This is a genomic window from Curtobacterium sp. VKM Ac-2922 (genome assembly GCF_022815645.1).
Lineage (GTDB): Bacteria > Actinomycetota > Actinomycetes > Actinomycetales > Microbacteriaceae > Curtobacterium.
In genome coordinates, this window is the sequence record NZ_JALGRO010000006.1 from 56,470 (window position 1) to 75,262 (window position 18,793).

Here is an 18,793-nt window from a genome sequence, read left to right on the forward strand (position 1 = left end):
CGAATTCGCAGCAGTGCTACGGTGTCACTCAGTGCTTCGAACTCGAAGCACAATCGAGAGGACAGAACCATGCGTGCAGTGCAGTTCCACGACTTCGGCGGACCCGAGGTCCTCCAGCTGGTCGAGCGCGACCAGCCCACCCCCGGCACCGGGCAGGTGCGCGTGCGCGTCGCCGCCTCCGCCTACAACGCGGCCGACGGCGGCATGCGCGGCGGGTTCCTGCCGATCCCTGTCCAGCTGCCGCACGTGCCCGGCTACGACGTGTCCGGCACCGTCGACGCGCTCGGCGACGGCGTCGACGGGCTGTCGGTCGGCGACGCCGTGATCGGGTTCCTGCCGATGGAGCGCGACGGCGGCGCTGCCGAGTACGTCCTGGCCCCGGCCGACACCCTGGTGTCCGCACCGACGACACTCCCGCTGGCGGATGCCGCGGCACTGCCCTCCGTCGCGCTGACGGCGTGGCAGGCACTCTTCGACGAAGGGCACCTGCAGGCGGGGCAGCGCGTGCTGATCGTCGGCGCCGGTGGCGTCGTCGGAAAGTACGCGATCCAGCTCGCAGCCCGCGGCGGCGCGACCGTCATCGCGACGGCCAGCCCGCGCAGCGCCGACGCGGTCCGTGCCGCGGGTGCTCACCAGGTGATCGACCACACCACGACCGACCCGCTCGGCGCTCTGGACGGGCAGGTCGACGTGCTGCTGAACCTGGCGCCGATCGACCCGGCGCAGTTCGCTGCGGACGTGGCTGCGGTGCGCGACGGCGGCATCGTCGTCAGCACCACCGCATCCATGGCCACCCCTGGCGACGACGCGCGCGGCGTCCGGGCGGCGACGGTGTTCGTCCAGCCGAACCGGGGACGCCAGACCGAACTGGTGTCACTCGTCGACGCCGGCGAACTGACCGTCGAGGTCACCCGCCGGATCCCGCTCGCCGAGCTGCCGGAACTGCACGCAGAAGCCGACGCCGGCGGGGTCACCGGGAAGGTGATCGTCCTGCCGTGACGTGGGACTGACGGCGGAGGGTGTGGGATTCGAACCCACGAGACATCACTGCCCACCTGTTTTCAAGACAGGCTCCATCGGCCACTCGGACAACCCTCCACGACGCGACCACGTGGCGAGACGTGACCGCGTCCCGGAAAGTGTACCGGGCCTCCCGTCCGCATCGCTCGTCCGGCGAGTGGTGCGAGCTTGGCCGGCCCGTGCAGCGCAACGAGCGCGCACGGAACGATCAACCTCGCACGGAGCGCCAGCATTGGGCGCGAGCGACCACCGGACCCCGGTCTACCGGGGGAGCGTGTCCAGGGCGGCCGCCAGGCCGTCGTCCGCCACCCCGCCGGTGATCTCGCGCGCGGCCTCGACCACGTCGGACGGCGCCTGCCCCATCGCGACACCACGGCCGGACGTCGACGCCCACCGCAGCATGTCGATGTCGTTGCGGCCGTCTCCGGCGGCGAACACCCGGCTGCGCGGGATGTCGAACCACTCGCGCACACGCTCCATGGCGGTGGCCTTGGTCACACCCTCGGGAGCGATGTCGAGCCACGCGGTCCAGCCGACGTTGTACGACACCTTGTGGAGGCCCATGCGGTCGACGATCTGCAGGAACTCCTCGAGCCCGTGCTCCGGCGAGATCACCACGACACGGGTGGCCTGCACGCCGAGCAGCTGCTCGAAGGGCACGTGCGCGCCGTGCTTGGTCATGGCATCGTCGGGGAACTCGCCGCTCAGCAGGTACTGCCCGTCGGGCGACTCCACGCCGTAGGCCCCGTTCGCCAGGGCGCCGCGGATGGTCTGCAGCACGTCGGTCGGGTCGAAGGTCTCGACGTGGACGCGGACGTAGCCGTTGATGGCGTTCGGCGCGGTCGAGCGTCGCAGGGTGACGGCACCGTTGGCGCAGACCAGGTACTCGGGCTGCACGCCCAGGCGCTCGAGCACGGGAACGGTCATCCCCTCGCTGCGACCGGTGGACAGCATGACCTGGTGTCCGGCGGCCGTCGCGGCCTGGATGGCGTCGACGGTGGCCTGCGTGACGACGCCGTCCTCACGCATGACGGTGCCGTCGATGTCGAGGGCGACGAGCCAGCGCTTCACCTTGGTGGCGGCGGTGCCGTGGGCGTCGTTCATCGGGGTTCGATCACCTCGACGCCGCCCAGGAACGGGCGCAGCACCTCGGGCACCACGACCGAGCCGTCGGCCTGCTGGTGCGTCTCGAGGATCGCGACGAGCCAGCGAGTGGTGGCGAGGGTGCCGTTGAGCGTGGCGACCGGAGCCGTCTTGCCCGAGTCGGTGCGGTAGCGGATGTCCAGGCGGCGGGCCTGGAACGTCGTGCAGTTCGACGTCGAGGTGAGCTCGCGGAAGGTGCCCTGCGTGGGGACCCAGGCCTCGAGGTCGTACTTGCGCGCCGCGCTCGTGCCGAGGTCGCCCGCGGCGGTCTCGATCACGCGGTAGTGCAGCCCGAGGTCCTGCAGCATCGACTCCTGGTACGCCATGAGCTTCTGGTGCTCGGCATCGGCCTGGTCCGGGTGGACGTACGAGAACATCTCGAGCTTGTTGAACTGGTGCACGCGCAGGATGCCGCGGTTGTCCTTGCCCGCCGAGCCGGCCTCGCGCCGGTAGCAGGTCGACCAGCCGGCGTAGCGGAGGGCCTGGTCGCCGTCGTCCGAGGACGGGAACGCCAGGATCTCGTCGGCGTGGTACCCGGCCAGGGCGACCTCGCTGGTGCCGGTCAGGTACAGGTCGTCGGCTTCGAGCCGGTAGACCTCGGCAGCGTGTTCGCCGAGGAACCCGGTGCCCGCCATCGTCTCCGGGCGCACGAGCGTGGGCGTGATGAGCGGCGTGAACCCGTGCTGCACGGCGCGGTCGAGGCCGAGCGACATGAGCGCGATCTCGAGCCGGGCACCGAGGCCCTTGAGGAAGTAGAACCGCGATCCGGACACCTTGACGCCGCGTGGGATGTCGATGATGTCGAGCAGCTCGCCCAGGTCGGCGTGGTCGCGCGGCTCGAAGTCGAACGACGGCTTGGTGCCGACGGTCTTGAGCGTGACGAAGTCGTCCTCGCCGCCGGCGGGGACACCGGGCAGGACGGTGTTCGGGATCGAGCGGACGACCTGGTTGAAGGTGTCCTCGGCGGCGGTGACCGCGGCCTGGGCCTCCTTGACCTTGGCGGCGAGCGCCTGGGCCTGCTGCACGAGCGCGGCCTTCTCGTCCTTGGGGGCCTTTGCGACGGTCTTGCCGAACGCGTTCTGCTCGGCGCGGAGCGCCTCGAACGACGAGATCGCGCCGCGGCGGGCAGCGTCCGCGTCGACCGCCCGGTCGACGACCTCGACGGAGGCGCCGCGCGCAGCCTGTGAGGCCTTGATGACATCGGGATCGTCGCGCAGCAGCTGGGGGTCAATCACCGACCCATCCTAGCCAGAGCCAGGTGACCAGCAGATGGACGGGAGGCCCGGTGCGGGCCCGCCACGATCCTCCCGTCCGACGGCGGCCGGGCCGCGACCCGGTGCGCGCTCCCCAGCCGCCGTCGGTACGGTCGATGCATGTCATCGCCCTCGGAGACCGCGCCCGCGCAGCCGGACGCCCTCGCCTCAGAGCACCGCACCGCCGCCGTCGTCTACAACCCCGTCAAGGTGCACCTGCCGACCCTGCAGCGCACGGTGGAGCAGTACCAGCGCGAGGCCGGGTGGAACGAGACGCTGTGGTTCGAGACCTCGGAGGAGGACCCGGGGGGCGGGATGGCCCGCGAGGCGATCGCGGCGGGTGTCGACGTCGTCGCGGCAGCCGGTGGTGACGGCACGGTCCGCGCCGTCGCCGAGGTCGTCTGGAAGTCCGACGCCGCACTCGCCCTGCTGCCGAGCGGCACCGGCAACCTGCTGGCCCGCAACATCCCGGCGCCGATCGACGACCTGAGCGCGAGCGTCCACACGATCTTCCGCGGTGAGGACCGCGCGATCGACATCGGCACGGTCGGCGTCGAGCGTGAGGACGGATCGCGGGAGCAGTTCGGCTTCCTGGTGATGGCCGGCCTGGGGCTGGACGCGCGGATGCTCGCGAACACGAAGCCCGAGCTGAAGAAGAAGGTGGGCTGGCTGGCCTACGTCGACTCGCTGATCCGGTCGTTGCGCGACGCCGACGCGTTCGAGTTCCGCTACCGCCTGGACGGCGAGGGCAACCGCTCGGTGCGCGCGCACTCGCTGATCGTCGGCAACTGCGGCACGCTGCAGGCCGGCGCGACGCTGCTGCCCGACGCCGAGATCGACGACGGCGTGTTCGACGTGGTCGTGATGCGTCCGCGGGGGTTCTTCGGGTGGGTGCGGATCGCCGCGCGCATGCTGTGGGAGAACGCGATCCTGCGGTCGGTCCGGCGCTCGGCGCTGGGCCACACCGCGATCGGCAAGCGCATCACCACCCGTGCGCGTGAGGAACGCCCGCTGCGCTACCTGCGCGGCGAGGAGTTCACGGCGCGACTCGAGGCGCCGGACGAGTTCGAGATCGACGGCGACCCGGTCGGCAAGATCACGGCGTTCAAGGCGCAGATCCACGGCGGGGCGCTGCGCGTGCGGGTCGCCGGGCCGCGCGACCAGACCCGGTCCACGCGACAGGTGCGGGCGCACCACCGCATTTGACGGCGGGCAGGGGCGCTGGCGCTGGCGCACGGTGCGAGGTTCGCGACCGGTGCGAGGTTGATCGGCCGGTGCCGCGCAACAAGCTCGCACGGCGCCGCCGAACTCGCACCAGCGTGCAACCTCGCACCGTGCTGAGCGAGCACACCCTCGCACGCCGGCAGCAACCTCGCACCGTGCTGAGCGGGGCTGGGCTCAGGCCCCGGGTTCGCCCGCCACGATCGCCCGCAGCCAGTCGCGCGCCTCGACGAACGCCTCGTCCGAGTAGCGCAGCGGCACCTCGGACTCCTGCCGATCGGCCCGTGGGTAGGACCCCAGGAACGTCACGCGCGGGCTGAACCGGCGCAGGCCGAGCAGCGCGTCCGCGACCCGCTCGTCGAGCACGTGCCCGTCCAGGTCGATGACGAACCGGTACCGCCCGAGCTCGTCGCCGATCGGCCGCGAGGACAGCAGCCCCATGTTGATGCCCCGGGTGGCGAACTGCTCGAGCATGTCCACCAGGGCACCCGGGTGGTCGGCCGGCAGCTCGACGATGACGCTCGTCTTGTCGCTGCCGGTGCGCGTCGGGATCGCCAGGGTCTTCGAGACGAGCACGAACCGGGTGACGGCACTGGCGTTGTCGCCGATCGAGTCGGCCAGCACGGCCAGCTCGTAGTGGTCGGTGATGCCGGGGGGTGCGACGGCAGCGTCGGCGGTCGGGTGCTCGTCGAGCAGTGCTGCCGCGGCGGCGACGTTGGAGGACGCGGGGATGTGCCCGTGGCCGCGGACGTTGGCCTCGAGCCAGTGGTGCGTCTGGGCGTAGGCGACCGGATGGGCGTTGACGGTGCGGACGTCGGCGAGCGCGGTGCCGGGCCGGGCGACGAGCACGAAGTCGACCGGGACCAGGTACTCCCCCACGATGCGCACCCCGGGGATCCGGGCGAGGGCGTCCTGCGTGGCGCTGACCCCACCGTCGACGCTGTTCTCGATCGCGATGACGGCGCCGACGGAACGGCCGGAGACCACGTCGTCCAGGGCCTCGCCGACGTTGTTGACGCTCCGCCAGGGCTTGCCCACGGCGGCGTCGACGAGCTTGAGGGCCGCCTCGGTGAAGGTGCCCGCGGGTCCGAGGTAGCTGTAGGTCTCGCTCGGGGCGTCGGGCTGGCTCATGCGGCTGAGCCTATTGCAGCGGCGCGACCTGCCCGGGCTGCACCGGCAGGGGTGGCGCCTGCCCGGTGAGGCGTTCCTCGCAGATCGCCACGTCGTCGTCGTCGCGCGGGTACGTCAGCGCGGCGAAGCGTCCCTCGGGGTCGAGCCGTTCGAGCAGCGACCGGGTGATGCCGTCGAGGGCCTCGACCTGCTCGTCGGTCAGCGCGTCGATGACGAACTGCCGGGCGGTGCGGACGTGGTCGGGAGCTGCGTCGACGATGAGCGCGAACCCGGCGTCGGTGAGCCGGACGTCGGTGGCGCGACGGTCGTCCGACGACGGGCATCGTGTCACGAGTCCGCGCTTCTGCAGCCGCGAGACCACGTGCGACAGCCGCGGCAACGAGGCGTTCGTCGCCGAGGCCAGTGCCGACATCCGGAGCGTCCGCCCGTCGGTCTCGGACAGCATCGCGATGACCATGTAGTCGAAGTGCGTCAGGTCGGCGTCCCGCTGCAGCTGCTGGTCGAGTGCGGCCGGCAGCAGTTCCATGACGGCGACGAGCTTCATCCAGGCGCGCAGCTGCCCACGTGTCAGCCAGGGCACCTCGTCGGTCATGGCTCCATCCTACGAAGTGGTTGTCGTTTCAACCACCCTGGGCGCGGGTCGGCGACGTGCGGTCACCCACCCGACGACGAGCACCACGACGACCACGACGAGCAGCGCGCCCTCGACCACCAGCAGGCGTGTCGTGTAGTCGAACGGCACGACGGTCGGGTTCTTCGCACCGTGCGCCTTCGCCGCGATCTCCGGCAGCACCACGAGCGCGAGCACGCTGCCGAGCACGACCGCGGCCTGCACCACGACCAGCACCCACGTGCGCAGCGCGCGTCCGGCGCGGCGGAGTCCGAGGCCGACCAGCACCACGAACGGCGACAGGATCGCGTCGTGCAGGATGACCGCACCGATCAGCCAGGTCACGAGCCCACCGATCCGGTTCGGTCGGACGGTCTCGACCATCGTGTACGCGCCGAAGGCCAGCACCAGCACACCGAGCACGACCAGGGTGATCCGCGCGGCCCTCATGACCGGACCTCGATCCGTTCGATCCACTTGGTCTGCAGCACGCCGGGTCGGCCCGGGGCGATGATGCGCGCCGGGAACCCGTGGTCCAGGTCGAGCGTCCCGCCGTTGAGTTCGAGCGCGATCAGGGTGGTCGGGTCCGAGGTGTACTCGGGGCCCATGTCCATGATCCGGTAGCCGCCGTGGCGTTCGAGACTGGTCACTCGCACCGCCGACTCGGGGTCGGCCTGCACGGCCCGCACCAGGTCGCGCATCCGCACACCCTTCCAGGTCGCCATCTGACTCCAGCCCTCGACGCACGAGATCGGCAGCTCGACCGTGGTCATCCCGAGCGCGACGAGCTCGGCGCGCGAGAAGGTCCGCGTCACCGCCGGGCCCACCACCGTCAGGGTCCAGTCGGCGGCCGTCGCGGTGGCGAGCACACCGGCAGCACGTGCCGTGCGGTTCACCGGCAGCGCGTTCGGGCCGAGGTGGCGCTTGCGGGGCGCGAAGACGTTGAACGGCTCGCCGAGCTTCGACGACTGCCCGACCGTCAGCACGACGACGCCGGCCGTCGCGGCTGCGACACCCGCGAAGAACCCGCGTCGCGCGACGCGCTCCCGCCGGCCCGCGGGCGCGGGCGCGGGCGCGGGCGCGCCGAGACTCGGCCCTGCGGACGGATTGCGTGCTGATCCGGCCGCATCATGTCCGCCGGGCCGAGACTCGGCGACGGCGACGGCGTCCGGACCGGCATCGGCACCGGACTGCGGACGGGAGGCCCGGGGCGGCTCCGCCCCGTCGGTCACGCTGGCGGCGGGGGCGCCGTCCGCCCAGCGCATCACCCGACCCGTGATCCCCCGCGGGTAGGTGGCGGAGGCGCTGCGGGCCTCCCCCACGTACTCGGGCAGCTCGCTGCCCACCGAGCCGTCGTACACGAACCGGCCGTCCGCGTCGTAGGCGTCGCGCGCCCGCCAGTACCGGGCGATGATCCGCAGCTTGGCGGCGATGTGGATGGCGAGCGAGCCGATCAGCACGTACGACAGCGCGTAGTGCACCTGCCGGAACGGGAACGGCCACGGGTACCACTGGTACGTGTTCACCAGGCCGGTGCCGACCTGCACGATCGCGGACGACACGAACAGTGCGATCGACGCGCGTTCCAACAGGTGCAGCACCCCGCGGACGGGCGGGTCCTGCGCCAGGGCCGGCATCACGGTGTTGAGCTTGGCGACCAGCAGCGGGATGATCGCGATGCCGGCGGTGATGTGCAGCCCCTGCGTGAACTGGTACAGCTGCGTCGGCCGGGTGGGGAACCGCATCCACGGCAGTGGGTCCTGCAGGAAGTGGCTGTAGACGCCGGTGCCGAAGCAGATCAGGAACGCGATCCCGAGCAGCCGACCGAGCACCACGGCGGTCCGGGCGTTGCGGTTCGGCGAGGCCATCGCGGACCGGGCGTCGTGCAGCGAGCGGCGGACGATCGTCGGTAGCCTCGACGCACCATGCGACTGCGACTCGGCCATCCCCTGTCCACCGTGATCGCCGTCGTCGGCGTGCTGGCCCTGGCGGGCGTCATCGCCGTCGGCATCACGCATCTGGGGTTCCTCCGGTCCGGTCATCGACTGTCATTCGTCGCGTGGACCCTGATCGCTTGGGCGGTGTTCGTCGTCGCGGTCCTGGCACTGCGGTTCGTCCCGGCACGACTGGTGACCATCATCGTCCTCGGTGGCGCGGTCGTGGTGGGACTCGCCGCACTGGTCGGTCCGCCCAACACCAGCACGGACTCGGCGCGGTACGCCTGGGACGGCATCGTGCAGCACGCCGGGACCTCGCCGTACCTGCACACGCCGCAGTCCGAGGCCCTGGCGCACCTGCGTCCGGACTGGTTGTTCCCGGACAAGGTGAACGGCACGTGCGACAACCTGAAGCCGCGGTTGCACGGACTCGGCGACGGAGCCGACGGGCACTGCGTGGCGATCAACCGCGTCGACGTCCCCACCATCTACCCGCCGTTCGCCGAGATGTGGTTCGCCCTGGTGCGGTCGGCCGTCCCGGTGACGGCGCAGTACATGCCGTTCCAGGTCGCCGGACTGATCGTCTCGCTCGGCGTCACGGTCGGGCTGCTCGTCGTGCTGCGCCGCACGGGTCGCCCGGCATGGTGGGCAGCACTGTGGGCCTGGTCGCCGCTCGTCGCGTCCGAGGCGGTGACGAACTCGCACGTCGACGTCCTGGGCGCAGCACTCGCCACCGCGGGCGCCGTGCTCGTGGCGTTCGGCCGGCCGATCTGGGGCGGCATCGCGCTCGGCGCCGCGACCGCCACCAAGCTCATCCCGGCGATCGTCTACCCGCCGCTGCTCGGGCGGTGGCGGCACTGGTGGGCGATCCCCGTCGGCATCGCCGTGTTCGCACTGCTGTACGTGCCCTACGTCATCACCACCGGGCCGAAGGTGCTCGGCTACCTGCCCGGGTACCTGAGCGAAGAGGGGTACGAGGACGGGTCCCGCTTCGCCCTGGTCTCCCTCGTGACGAAGGGCGACGCCGCGACGGTGCTCGTGGCGTCGGCCGTCCTGGTCGCCGCAGTCGTCGCGTGGCGGCTGTCCGACCCGAGCCGGCCGTGGTCGGGCGAGGTGCTGATGATCGGCGTGACCTTCCTGGCCGTGACACCCCGCTACCCCTGGTACGCGCTCCTGCTCATCCCGTTCGTGGCCCTGTCCGGGCGCTGGGAGTGGTCGTCGATCGGCCTGGCCATCACCGTGCGCGGGCTCTGGGTCAACGCCGACGCCTACCGGTGGTGGCTGCTCGGGGCGGTCCTGCTGATCGTGGTCGTCACCGTGATCCGCACCGACCGGGCCGACTGGCTGCGCTGGCGCGACCGGCTCGTCCCGTCCCGCATGCGCCACGGGCGACCGACGCCCACGCCCGGCGACGTATCATCGCAGCCATGACCGCCGTCGCACTCCCGGCCACCGGGCTGCTCCGTCGGGTCCGGACCGAGACCGCCGTACCACCCCGACCGGCGGGTGACCCCGGGCTGGTCGACCGCTTCGGTCGTCGCGCGGTCGACCTGCGGGTCTCGCTGACCGAACGCTGCAACCTGCGCTGCACGTACTGCATGCCGGCCGAGGGGCTGCCGGTCATCCCGACCGACGCGCTCATGACCGCGGCCGAGATCGAACGGCTGGTCCGACTCGGCGCCGAGCACCTGGGGGTCCGCAAGGTCCGGTTCACGGGCGGTGAGCCGCTGCTGCGTGCCGACCTGGTCGACATCGTCACCCGGTGCGCGGCACTCGGCGTCGAGCTGTCGCTGACCACGAACGCGATCGGGCTGGCGGCGCGCGCGCAGGCACTCCGCGACGCCGGACTCGAACGGGTGAACGTGTCGCTCGACACCGTCGACCCCGACGTCTTCGCCACGGTCACCCGCCGCCCCTTCCTGGCCCGCGTGCTCGAGGGCGTCGCCGCCGCCGACGCCGCCGGACTCGGCGTGAAGGTCAACGCCGTGCTGCTGCGCGGGGTGAACGACCACCTGGCCGTCGACCTGCTGACCTGGTGCCTCGAGCGCGGCCACGAGCTGCGCTTCATCGAGCAGATGCCGCTCGACCCGGGGCACGCGTGGGACGGCACGTCGATGGTGACCGCCGCCGAGACCCGCGCCATGCTCGGCGAGCGCTACGTGCTGACCCCGGACCAGGCCCCACGCGACGGCGCCCCGGCCGAGCGCTTCCGGGTGGCGCCGCGGGAGACGGGCGAGGACCTCGGCACCGTGGGCGTGATCGCCAGCGTGACCGAGTCGTTCTGTGCGGACTGCACCCGCACCCGCCTGACCGCCGAGGGCCACGTGCGCAGCTGCCTGTTCTCCGACCAGGAGTCCGACCTGCTCGGGCTCATGCGCGACGGCGCCTCGGACGAGCAGGTGCTCGACCGCTGGCGTCTGGCGATGTGGGCCAAGCCGCGTGACCACGGTGACGACGCCGACGGCATGGTGCACCCGACGCGTGGCATGAGCGCGATCGGCGGGTGACGATGACCACGATGCGGTTCTTCGCCGCCGCCCGCGCGGCCGTGGGGGTCGACGAGACCACGGTCGACGCCGAGACGCTCGACCAGGCACTGCGCGGGGTCGACGCCGTGGACGCCGCCCGGTGGCTGGTGCTGCAGGAGCGGTGCTCGTACCTGGTCGACGGGCTCAGCACCCGTGACCGGTCGACGACCCTCGACGGCGTCGGGCTGGTCGACGTGATGCCGCCCTTCGCCGGCGGCTGATCCCGCACGGTGCGAGGGTGCGCACCGTGCGAGGTTGTCGCGTGGTGCGAGGTTGATCGGTTCGTGCGCGGAAAGTACCTCGCACGGCGCGGACAACCGCGCACCAGGTCAGCGTCAGCGCGCGGAGACGTCGAGCTCGGCGGGGTCGACGGCGACGTGCACGGTGTCGCCACGCGTCAGGGCCAGACGGGTGGCGGTGGCGATCGTCACGTCGGCGACCAGGTCGTCCGTCCGCACCCGGACCAGGCCGTCGCGCGGCTCGAGACCGCGCACCGTGCGCTCGGGCCCGGCGCCGTCCCGCGTCACGACGGCGGCCGTCGGGTGGTACGCGGCCTGGACGGCACGGCCAGGAGGCCCGGTGTGCGTCGCCGACACCAGCTCGCCCCCGCCGGGCAGCGCGATGCCACGGCTGGTGGCGGTCCCGACGACCAGGACCAGTCCCGAGAACGCGGCGCCGAAGGCGCTGGTCGGTCGTCCGAGCACCCGGTCGGTCGGCCCCTGCTCGACGACGCGGCCGTGCTCGATCACGACGACGCGGGACGCCAGCGCGACGACCTCGATCGGGTCGTGCGTGACGAGGATGCTCGGGCGTCCCACCACTGCGGCACGGAGGGCAGCGCGCACGTCGTCGCGGGCCTCGACGTCGAGTGCCGAGGTCGGTTCGTCGAGCAGCAGCACCGCGGGGTCGGCGGCCAGTGCCCGGGCGATCGCGACCCGCTGGGCCTGGCCGCCGGACAGCGTCGCCGGAGCGCGGTCGGCCAGGGCGAGTGCGTCGACGGCCGACAGCGCCGTGTCGGAGCGGAGCCGGGCCTCCCGTCCGCCCAGGCCGGCCGCACGCGGACCGTACCCGACGTTGCCGGCGACGGAGCGGTCCGGGAACAGCTCGGGACGCTGCGTGACCAGGCCGACCCGGCGCCGGTGGGACGGCACGGCGCGGCGCCCGTCGTCGACGGATCGGCCGGCGACCTGGATGCCGCCGGCGTCGATCCGCAGGAGTCCGGCGATCGCCTCGACGACGGTGGACTTGCCGGCGCCGTTCGGTCCGACCAGCGCGACGCACTCGTCGGCACCGACCACCAGCTCGACGTCCACGTCACGGTCGCGCAGGACGACGTGGGCGCGCAGCGCGGTCATGCCGACGCCGTCCGCGCGCCGCGGATCGAGGTCGCGCCGATCACGACGACCGCCACGACGACGAGCACCAGTGCCAGCGCCACCGCGGTGTCCGGGTCGATCTCCCGCTGCAGGTAGATCTCGAGCGGCAGGGTCCGCGTGACACCCTGCAGGCTGCCGGCGAACGTCAGGGTCGCGCCGAACTCGCCGAGTGCCCGCGCGAAGCACAGCACGACGCCCGAGGCGATGCCGGGCAGTGCCCGCGGGATCGTCACCGTGAACAGCACCCGGGTGGGACTCGCGCCGAGGGTCGCCGCGACCCGCTCGAGCCGGTCACCACCGACGCGCAGGGAGCCCTCGACGGCGGACACCAGGAACGGCATCGCGACGAAGGTCTGTGCCATCACGACCGCCACGGTGGTGAACGCGATGCGGATGCCGTGGTCGGCCAGGAACCCGCCGACCGGTCCGATGCGCCCGAACGCCGCCAGCAGGGCCAGCCCGCCGACCACCGGAGGCAGCACCAGCGGCAGCAGGACCAGGGCCCGGGCCACGCCGACCCAGCGGGAGCGGACCCGCGAGAACAGCACGGCGAGGGGCAGGCCGAGCACCAGCGCGATGCCCGTGGCGGCCGCCGCCGTGCCGAGGCTCAGGCCGAGTGCGGTGAGCGAGGCGGGGGCGGTGACCAGCGCGACGAACGACGACCAGTCGACGCGGCCGACCATCGCCAGGACCGGCACGACGACGAAGAGTCCTCCGACCACGGCCGGCACCGGCAACCACCACGGGGTCGGGGTCCGGCCGTGCAGCCGGGTCCGGCCGTCCGCCCGGGTCTGGCTGTGCGCCCGGGCCTGGCTGTGCGCCCGGGTCACGGCTTGCCGAAGCCCGCTTCCCGCAGGACCCGCTCACCCGCGCTCGACCGGACGTAGGCGCTGAACGACGCGGCCAGCGCGGCGTGCCCGGAGCCCTTGACGACGCCGATCGGGTACGTGTTGACGGCCTTCGCCGCGGCGTCGAAGTCGACCCCGTCGACCTTGCCGTCGGCGCCCTTGACGTCGGTGACGTAGACCAGCCCGGCGTCGGCCTGTCCCGACTCGACCTTGCCGAGCACGTCGGTGACCGACTGTTCCTCGCTGACCGGTGCAAGCGTCACGCCACTGGCCTGCTCCACCGTCTGGGTCGCCGCTCCGCACGGCACGGGCGCGGCGCAGGTCACGACCTGCAGCCCGGACGCGGTCAGGTCCTGCAGGTCGTGGATGCCCTTCGGGTTGCCGGGGGCGACGGCGATCTGCAGCGTGTTCGTCGCGAATGCGGGCGTGCCACCGGTGATGAGCCCGGCGTCGGTGAGCTTGGTCATGTTCTTCTGGTCGGCGCTGGCGAACACGTCGGCCGGGGCGCCGTTCTGGATCTGGGTGACCAGGTCGCTCGAGCCCGCGAACGAGAACGTCACGGTGGTGCCGGGGTGGGACGCCTGGTAGTCGTTGCCGAGCGTGGTGAACGTCTGCTGCAGGGACGCCGCGGCGAACACGGTGATCGAGCCCGTGGGGGTCGCGCTGGCGCTCGGCGTGGTGCTCGCGGTGGATCCGCCCTGGGCGCTGCACCCGGTCAGGAGGACGGCGGCGGCGAGTGCCCCCGAGACGATCGCCGTGGTCCTGCGCATGTCTGATCCCATCCGTGACGCACCTGCGACGTCTCATGACGATCCTAAGCGCATCTGCGAGCTCGGTTCGCGCTGCAGTCCGCGCGTCACGGCCTGCCGTTCAGACGACCGGGCGGCCCTCGCGCAGCCAGGCCTGCATGCCACCGTCGAGCACCACCGCGGGACGGTCCGCCGTCGACGCCCACGCGACGGCGCGCGGTCCCCGTGCGCAGACGACCACGACCGGTGTGTCGCGGTCGTGCGCGTCGGTCGCGAGCTCGTCCGGGGTCACGGCACCGGCGATGGCCCCCTCGGCGCGCTCCTCGGGCGTGCGGACGTCGACCACGACCACGTCGTCCGCCGGGTCCGCGAGCCGGGCGGCGAGCGCCGCGGGGGCGATGCGGTCGGGTTCGGCCGCCGGGGCGTCCGGCCGATGCGAGTCCGGTCCGCGTCGCACCGGGCTCTCGGTCCAGCGCCACCGTCGGGCGTCGACTGTGAGCACCCGGCCGACCAGCGGGTCACCCAGGCCGGCGACGATCGCGGTCACCTGCGCCGCCATCACCGACCCGACCGCGCCGCACAGGGCCGGCAGGACGCCGTCGATCGCACACGAGCCCTCGTCCGGGTGCACCTCGGGGTGCAGGTCGTGGAAGTCGATCGGGGCGCCGGTCAGCACGCCCGCGTCGTCGAAGACCGACACCTGGCCGTCGTAGCCGAGCACGGTGCCCCAGACGAAGGGCACACCGGCGGCGGCGCAGGCGTCCGACACGGCGCGGGTGACGACGACCGAGTCCGCGGCGTCGACCACGACGTCGTGGTCGACGACCAGCTGCGGGGCGAACCGGCCGACCAGTGCGACGACGTCGGCCTCCGGGTCCACCGCGCGGGCGTGCTCCGCGGCGACCTGGGCCTTGGGGCGTCCGACGTCGGCCGTGGTGAAGAGCGTCTGCCGCGCCAGGTTCGAGGGGTCGACGGTGTCGGGGTCGACGATCGTCAACCGGGCGATGCCACTGCCCGCCAGGTACGACATGACCGGGGCACCGAGCCCGCCGGCGCCGACGACCAGGACCCGTGCGGCGGCCAGGCGGGTCAGCGTGCGGTCCCCACCGGCGTCGAGAGCGGCGGTGCGGGAGCCGAGCCGCCGTCGGGCGGGGGTGAGACCGGGCGAGGCGGCGGGCGTCGCGGGCGGTGTCGGTGCGGACGTCACCGCGGGTGTCACGGCGTCATTCGTCGTCACGGGGTGCCTCCACCGTGACCATCGTGGCCTTGACCGACGCCGTCGCGACGGAACCGACCTCGAGCCCCAGGTCACGGACCGCCTCGGCGCTCATCAGGGACACCACGCGGTGCGGCCCGCACTGCAGTTCCACCTGCGCCATCACGGTGTCGACGACGACCTCGGTGACGATGCCGACGAAGCGGTTCCGCGCCGAGCTCCGACCCGCGGCGGGATCCGGCAACGCGGCGCTCTGGGCCTTGGCGTGGACGGCCAGTTCGCGCCCGTCGACGACCGCGCGTCCGGCGCCGTCCGAAAAGCGTGTGAAGGTCCCCGCATCCACGAGCCGGCGGACGGTGTCGTCACTGACCCCCAGGTAGCGGGCAGCGTCACGGATGCGCAAGCGGGTCATGCCCGGATGCTAGCCGGTGTGCGGGCCAGGGCGGACGTGGACCCGACCCGCCCGTTCCTGTGAGCACTCCGAATCCCACGGTGCAGTTCCCAGTCGATCGCCCCACTGTGCGGGGTCGCCGCCCAGCAGGCGCCGATACCGTCGGATCCGTGAGCACTCCCCGGACCGGCACCATCAGCGTCCCTCGGTCGCTGTCCGCACCCACGGTGCGCAGTCGCCTCCGAGGGGGCTCCCGCGCGGTCGGCGTGGCCGTCGTGCGCACCCCGGAGCTCACCATCGGCGCGCTCGCGGTCGTCGCGACCGCGGCGTTCTCGTGGGTTCCGTCGGTCTGGTACGACGAAGCCGCCACCGTCACCAGTGCCACGCGGAGCTGGCCGCAGCTGTGGGCGGAACTGCACTCCGTCGACGCCGTGCACGGTCTGTACTACGCGCTCATGCACGCCTGGTTCTGGCTGGTCGGGTACACCCCCTTCACGCTGCGCTTCCCGAGCGCTCTGGCGATCGGCGTCGCGGCCGGGCTGGTCGTCGCCCTCGGTCGCCGGCTGGGTGGTCGGCGGCTCGGGATCGTCGCCGGGCTCGTCTTCCTCGCGCTGCCCCGCGTGCAGTGGGCCGGCGGAGAAGGGCGACCCTACGCCACCATCACCGCGCTGTCGGTCTGCCTGACCCTGGTCGGTCTGACGGCCGTCCGCCGCACACGCTCGGGACGACGACCGGTCCTGTGGTGGTCGGCGTACGGCGTGCTGGCGCTGGTGTCGGTGACGTTCAACATCTACCTCTCGCTCGCCGTGGTCGCGCACGCGGTCGCCCTGCTCTGGGTCGCCCTGGCCGAACGCCGACGGACCCGGGCACAGACCATGCAGGTCCGGAGCGGCCTGCCCACGCAACCGCTGGTGACGCGGCGGACATCGGTCCGCTGGCTGATCGCCGCCGGCGCCGCGGCACTCATCGCCTCGCCCTTCGTGCTCGAGGTCGCCTCGCAGTCGAAGCAGGTCGGCTGGATCGCCGGCATCACGGACCGCACCAAGGACCAGGTCTTCGCCACCGCGTGGTTCGGCGGCATGGACTGGTACGCCGCCGTTGCGTGGGCCCTGCTGATCGTCGGCGTCGTCACCGCCGGCGTGCAGGCCCACCGCCGCAGCGCCTCCGTGCGGGCCCTGGTCCGCATGCAGGCCGTGCGCGTCGCCCTGCCGCTCGTGATCGTCCCGACGGCCGCACTCGTCGGAGCGACCGCACTCGGCGAACACCTGTACTCGCCGAAGTACGCCAGCCTGAGCCTGCCGTTCGTGGCGCTGCTGATGGCGCTGGCGATCACGCTCATCCGGCCCAAGGCCTGGCTCGTCGGTGCGCTGGCCGCCGTCCTGCTGCTGTCCGTCCCGAACGCCTACGACGTCAAGACCCCGCTGTCCAAGCAGGATTCCACCTGGGCGAACGCCGCGTCGATCGTCGCCGCCGCCCGGGACGCCCGACCGGACGCCGACGAAGGCGTCATCTACGGCAGCGTGTACCGGCACCCCGGCGCGACCGCGGACATCATCCGGGTCTCGTACCCGTGGGCGTTCACCGGCATGACCGACCTGGGTGTGCGCAAGGACGGCGCGCAGTCCGGCGTGCTGTGGAACCAGACCGGTGACCTCGCCACGACCGTTCCCGCTCGCCTGGGCGACATCGACACGGTCTGGTTCGTCGGTGGGACCTCGCGCAACATCGAACCGCAGGCGGCGTCGGTGCTGTCGCAGCACGGATTCGTCGCCGAGCACCACTGGAAGACCGGCGAAGTGCTGCTGACCGAGTACGTCCGCGCACGCTGACCAGCCGCCGACGTCGCTGACCTGCGCTCGACGCCGCTGACCTGCGTGGTCCCGATGCCGCACTGTGCCATGCTGCGACCATGCAGCACGACGTCCGCCTGATCGCACCGGCCGATGCCGCACCGCTCGCCGCCCTGCTCGTCCGGAACCGCGCCTGGCTGGCTCCGTGGGACCCCGCCCGTCCGGAGTCCTACTTCACCGAGGGCGGTCAGCGCGCGGAGATCGACTCGTGCCTGCGACGTCGGGGCCGCGGAGTCATGCTGCCCCTCGTGATCACCACGGACGACGTCGTGGTGGGACGGCTGAACGTCAACTCGATCGTCCGCGGTGCCTTCGAGTCCGGCACCCTGGGCTACTGGGTCGCCGAGGACGCGGCCGGGCACGGGGCTGCGACCGCCGCCGTCGGACTGGCGGTCCGCATGGCGTTCGACGGGCTCGGACTGCACCGGCTCGAGGCGGGCACACTGCCCCACAACGTGCGGTCACAGCGCGTGCTCGAGAAGAGCGGCTTCGAGCGGTACGGCTACGCGCCGCAGTACCTGCGCATCGCCGGGGCCTGGCAGGACCACGTGCTGTTCCAGCGGCTGGCCGACTGACGCGTCAGTGCACCACGCGCGCGCCGTGCACGGGCCCGGTGGCACGCACGGCGACGAAGCCCGCGGCGCTCAGCGCGACCTGGACCTCGAGCGCGCTGTCCCGGTCGGCGACCAGGAACGCGACGGTCGGCCCGCTGCCCGACACCAGACCGGCCAGTGCGCCGGACTTCTCCCCCAGTTCGAGCGTCCGCGCCAGTTCGGGCTGCAGCCGCATGGCCGGCGCCTGCAGGTCGTTGTGCAGGCAGTCCGCCAACAGCTCGGGGTCGCCGGCACGCAGGGCCTGCAGCACGTTGGACTCGACCACGGGCATGGACGGCGCCGGGGTGATGTCCGCCCGGTAGCGGTCGCGGTGGGCGTCGAGCGCGCGGTAGACCTCCGGTGTCGACAGCCCGTCGTCGCTCAGCGCGAGCACCCAGCGGAACTCGCCCTTGGCCAGCGCCGGGCTGAGCTCGTCGCCGCGACCCGTCCCGACCGCGGTGCCGCCGGCGAAGGCGAAGGGCACGTCGGCCCCGAGCCGCGCGGCGATGCGCAGCAGTTCGTCACGGCCGAGCGCGGTGCCCCAGAGCGTGTCCACCGCCAGCAGCGTGGCCGCGGCATCCGCAGAGCCACCGCCCATGCCGCCGGCGACGGGCACGCGCTTCTCGATCGTGAGCCGCACCCCGCCGGTGTACCCGGCGGCTTCGGCGACCATCCGGGCCGCGCGGATCGCCAGGTTCGTGCCGTCGACGGGCACGGATGCGGTGTCGATCGACCCCGTGAACGTCACGGAGAAGTCGTCGGCGGGTTCGGCGACCACGTCCTCGAACAGCGAGACCGCCTGGTACGCGGTCGCGACGTCGTGGTAGCCGTCGTCCTGCAGTGCGCCGACGGACAGGAACACGTTGATCTTGCCGGGAGCGCGCGTCCGCACGCGAGTCGGTGCGGCCAGCGAGGTCATGACCCCAA

Annotated in this window: 19 protein-coding genes and 1 tRNA gene; 7 read left to right on the plus strand and 13 right to left on the minus strand. The window is 72.6% G+C overall.

Annotated features, from left to right (window positions below):
* The first annotated feature begins 69 nt into the window (after positions 1-69).
* Complete coding sequence (locus MT346_RS08600; RefSeq protein WP_243562527.1) at positions 70-999, plus strand: NADP-dependent oxidoreductase; 930 nt, start codon at positions 70-72, stop codon at positions 997-999.
* A 14-nt stretch (positions 1,000-1,013) separates the two neighbouring features.
* Here the strand turns inward: MT346_RS08600 and MT346_RS08605 are convergent.
* The 3 genes from MT346_RS08605 to serS form a co-directional block, all read right to left on the minus strand.
* Positions 1,014-1,098 (minus strand) — tRNA-Ser (locus tag MT346_RS08605).
* Positions 1,099-1,281: 183 nt separating this feature from the next.
* Positions 1,282-2,124, minus strand: a complete 843-nt coding sequence (locus MT346_RS08610; protein WP_243562528.1) for an HAD family hydrolase — start codon at positions 2,122-2,124, stop codon at positions 1,282-1,284.
* Positions 2,121-3,398 (minus strand): serine--tRNA ligase, encoded by a 1,278-nt coding sequence (gene serS / locus MT346_RS08615; RefSeq protein ID WP_243562531.1) that lies wholly within the window; start codon positions 3,396-3,398, stop codon positions 2,121-2,123. The genes MT346_RS08610 and serS overlap by 4 nt, the downstream gene beginning before the upstream one ends.
* A 138-nt stretch (positions 3,399-3,536) precedes the next feature.
* Here serS and MT346_RS08620 point away from each other — a divergent pair, with 138 nt between their 5' ends.
* Entirely contained in the window at positions 3,537-4,622 is a 1,086-nt protein-coding gene (locus tag MT346_RS08620) for a diacylglycerol kinase family protein (protein ID WP_243562534.1), read from the plus strand.
* A 192-nt stretch (positions 4,623-4,814) separates the two neighbouring features.
* On the opposite strand, the gene pheA is transcribed toward MT346_RS08620, so the two are convergent.
* The 4 genes from pheA to MT346_RS08640 are packed head-to-tail and all read right to left on the minus strand — an operon-like array spanning position 4,815 to position 8,396.
* Complete coding sequence (pheA, locus tag MT346_RS08625) at positions 4,815-5,768, minus strand: prephenate dehydratase (protein WP_243562536.1); 954 nt, start codon at positions 5,766-5,768, stop codon at positions 4,815-4,817.
* 10 nt (positions 5,769-5,778) lie between these two features.
* Complete coding sequence (locus MT346_RS08630; protein ID WP_243562538.1) at positions 5,779-6,360, minus strand: MarR family winged helix-turn-helix transcriptional regulator; 582 nt, start codon at positions 6,358-6,360, stop codon at positions 5,779-5,781.
* Positions 6,361-6,369: 9 nt separating this feature from the next.
* Positions 6,370-6,828 (minus strand): hypothetical protein, encoded by a 459-nt coding sequence (locus MT346_RS08635; protein WP_243562539.1) that lies wholly within the window; start codon positions 6,826-6,828, stop codon positions 6,370-6,372.
* Entirely contained in the window at positions 6,825-8,396 is a 1,572-nt protein-coding gene (locus tag MT346_RS08640; RefSeq protein WP_243562540.1) for a molybdopterin-dependent oxidoreductase, read from the minus strand. Before MT346_RS08640 ends, MT346_RS08635 begins: the two co-directional genes overlap by 4 nt.
* Between MT346_RS08640 and MT346_RS08645 the strand changes: the two genes are divergently transcribed.
* From MT346_RS08645 to MT346_RS08655, 3 genes are read left to right on the plus strand one after another with little or no spacing between them, the layout of a single operon-like run.
* A complete protein-coding gene (locus MT346_RS08645) occupies positions 8,337-9,746 on the plus strand; it encodes a glycosyltransferase family 87 protein (protein ID WP_243562541.1) in 1,410 nt (469 codons plus the stop codon). The two genes, MT346_RS08640 and MT346_RS08645, sit on opposite strands and share 60 nt — an antisense overlap.
* Positions 9,743-10,822 (plus strand): GTP 3',8-cyclase MoaA, encoded by a 1,080-nt coding sequence (gene moaA, locus MT346_RS08650; protein WP_243562542.1) that lies wholly within the window; start codon positions 9,743-9,745, stop codon positions 10,820-10,822. Before MT346_RS08645 ends, moaA begins: the two co-directional genes overlap by 4 nt.
* Positions 10,819-11,064 carry a MoaD/ThiS family protein gene (locus MT346_RS08655; protein WP_374202519.1) on the plus strand — a complete coding sequence of 82 codons (246 nt, stop codon included), beginning with the start codon at positions 10,819-10,821 and terminating at the stop codon, positions 11,062-11,064. The genes moaA and MT346_RS08655 overlap by 4 nt, the downstream gene beginning before the upstream one ends.
* Positions 11,065-11,178: 114 nt before the next feature.
* On the opposite strand, the gene MT346_RS08660 is transcribed toward MT346_RS08655, so the two are convergent.
* The 5 genes from MT346_RS08660 to MT346_RS08680 all read right to left on the minus strand — a co-directional run bounded on the left by MT346_RS08660 (position 11,179) and on the right by MT346_RS08680 (position 15,444).
* The gene (locus MT346_RS08660) at positions 11,179-12,198 is read right to left on the minus strand and encodes a sulfate/molybdate ABC transporter ATP-binding protein (protein ID WP_243562544.1); all 1,020 of its coding nucleotides are present in this window, start codon (positions 12,196-12,198) and stop codon (positions 11,179-11,181) included.
* Positions 12,195-12,986: an ABC transporter permease gene (locus MT346_RS08665; protein WP_243562796.1), complete on the minus strand. Its 792-nt coding sequence runs from the start codon at positions 12,984-12,986 to the stop codon at positions 12,195-12,197. The genes MT346_RS08660 and MT346_RS08665 overlap by 4 nt, the downstream gene beginning before the upstream one ends.
* 59 nt (positions 12,987-13,045) lie before the next feature.
* Positions 13,046-13,837 carry a molybdate ABC transporter substrate-binding protein gene (modA, locus tag MT346_RS08670; protein ID WP_243562546.1) on the minus strand — a complete coding sequence of 264 codons (792 nt, stop codon included), beginning with the start codon at positions 13,835-13,837 and terminating at the stop codon, positions 13,046-13,048.
* 100 nt (positions 13,838-13,937) lie between these two features.
* The gene (locus MT346_RS08675; RefSeq protein WP_243562548.1) at positions 13,938-15,053 is read right to left on the minus strand and encodes a HesA/MoeB/ThiF family protein; all 1,116 of its coding nucleotides are present in this window, start codon (positions 15,051-15,053) and stop codon (positions 13,938-13,940) included.
* The gene (locus MT346_RS08680; RefSeq protein WP_243562551.1) at positions 15,040-15,444 is read right to left on the minus strand and encodes a molybdopterin-binding protein; all 405 of its coding nucleotides are present in this window, start codon (positions 15,442-15,444) and stop codon (positions 15,040-15,042) included. The genes MT346_RS08675 and MT346_RS08680 overlap by 14 nt, the downstream gene beginning before the upstream one ends.
* A 149-nt stretch (positions 15,445-15,593) precedes the next feature.
* Between MT346_RS08680 and MT346_RS08685 the strand changes: the two genes are divergently transcribed.
* Together MT346_RS08685 and MT346_RS08690 are read left to right on the plus strand one after the other, a co-directional pair.
* On the plus strand, positions 15,594-17,252 hold the full coding sequence (locus MT346_RS08685; protein ID WP_243562554.1) for a glycosyltransferase family 39 protein: 1,659 nt from the start codon (positions 15,594-15,596) through the stop codon (positions 17,250-17,252).
* Positions 17,253-17,332: 80 nt separating this feature from the next.
* Positions 17,333-17,848, plus strand: a complete 516-nt coding sequence (locus tag MT346_RS08690; RefSeq protein WP_243562557.1) for a GNAT family N-acetyltransferase — start codon at positions 17,333-17,335, stop codon at positions 17,846-17,848.
* A 4-nt stretch (positions 17,849-17,852) separates the two neighbouring features.
* Here the strand turns inward: MT346_RS08690 and MT346_RS08695 are convergent, their stop codons facing one another.
* On the minus strand, positions 17,853-18,785 hold the full coding sequence (locus MT346_RS08695; protein ID WP_243562559.1) for a 4-(cytidine 5'-diphospho)-2-C-methyl-D-erythritol kinase: 933 nt from the start codon (positions 18,783-18,785) through the stop codon (positions 17,853-17,855).
* Between the last annotated feature and the right edge of the window lie 8 nt (positions 18,786-18,793).

Excerpts from the sequence above, each read along its gene's own strand:
- MT346_RS08600 (WP_243562527.1), top strand. The coding sequence starts at position 70 with ATGCGTGCAGTGCAGTTCCACGACTTCGGCGGACCCGAGGTCCTCCAG.
- MT346_RS08610 (WP_243562528.1), bottom strand. The coding sequence starts at position 2,124 with ATGAACGACGCCCACGGCACCGCCGCCACCAAGGTGAAGCGCTGGCTC.
- MT346_RS08620 (WP_243562534.1), top strand. The coding sequence starts at position 3,537 with ATGTCATCGCCCTCGGAGACCGCGCCCGCGCAGCCGGACGCCCTCGCC.
- pheA (WP_243562536.1), bottom strand. The coding sequence starts at position 5,768 with ATGAGCCAGCCCGACGCCCCGAGCGAGACCTACAGCTACCTCGGACCC.
- MT346_RS08630 (WP_243562538.1), bottom strand. The coding sequence starts at position 6,360 with ATGACCGACGAGGTGCCCTGGCTGACACGTGGGCAGCTGCGCGCCTGG.
- MT346_RS08635 (WP_243562539.1), bottom strand. The coding sequence starts at position 6,828 with ATGAGGGCCGCGCGGATCACCCTGGTCGTGCTCGGTGTGCTGGTGCTG.
- MT346_RS08640 (WP_243562540.1), bottom strand. The coding sequence starts at position 8,396 with ATGCGTGATGCCGACGGCGATGACGCCCGCCAGGGCCAGCACGCCGAC.
- moaA (WP_243562542.1), top strand. The coding sequence starts at position 9,743 with ATGACCGCCGTCGCACTCCCGGCCACCGGGCTGCTCCGTCGGGTCCGG.
- MT346_RS08660 (WP_243562544.1), bottom strand. The coding sequence starts at position 12,198 with ATGACCGCGCTGCGCGCCCACGTCGTCCTGCGCGACCGTGACGTGGAC.
- modA (WP_243562546.1), bottom strand. The coding sequence starts at position 13,837 with ATGCGCAGGACCACGGCGATCGTCTCGGGGGCACTCGCCGCCGCCGTC.
- MT346_RS08680 (WP_243562551.1), bottom strand. The coding sequence starts at position 15,444 with ATGACCCGCTTGCGCATCCGTGACGCTGCCCGCTACCTGGGGGTCAGT.
- MT346_RS08690 (WP_243562557.1), top strand. The coding sequence starts at position 17,333 with ATGCAGCACGACGTCCGCCTGATCGCACCGGCCGATGCCGCACCGCTC.
- MT346_RS08695 (WP_243562559.1), bottom strand. The coding sequence starts at position 18,785 with ATGACCTCGCTGGCCGCACCGACTCGCGTGCGGACGCGCGCTCCCGGC.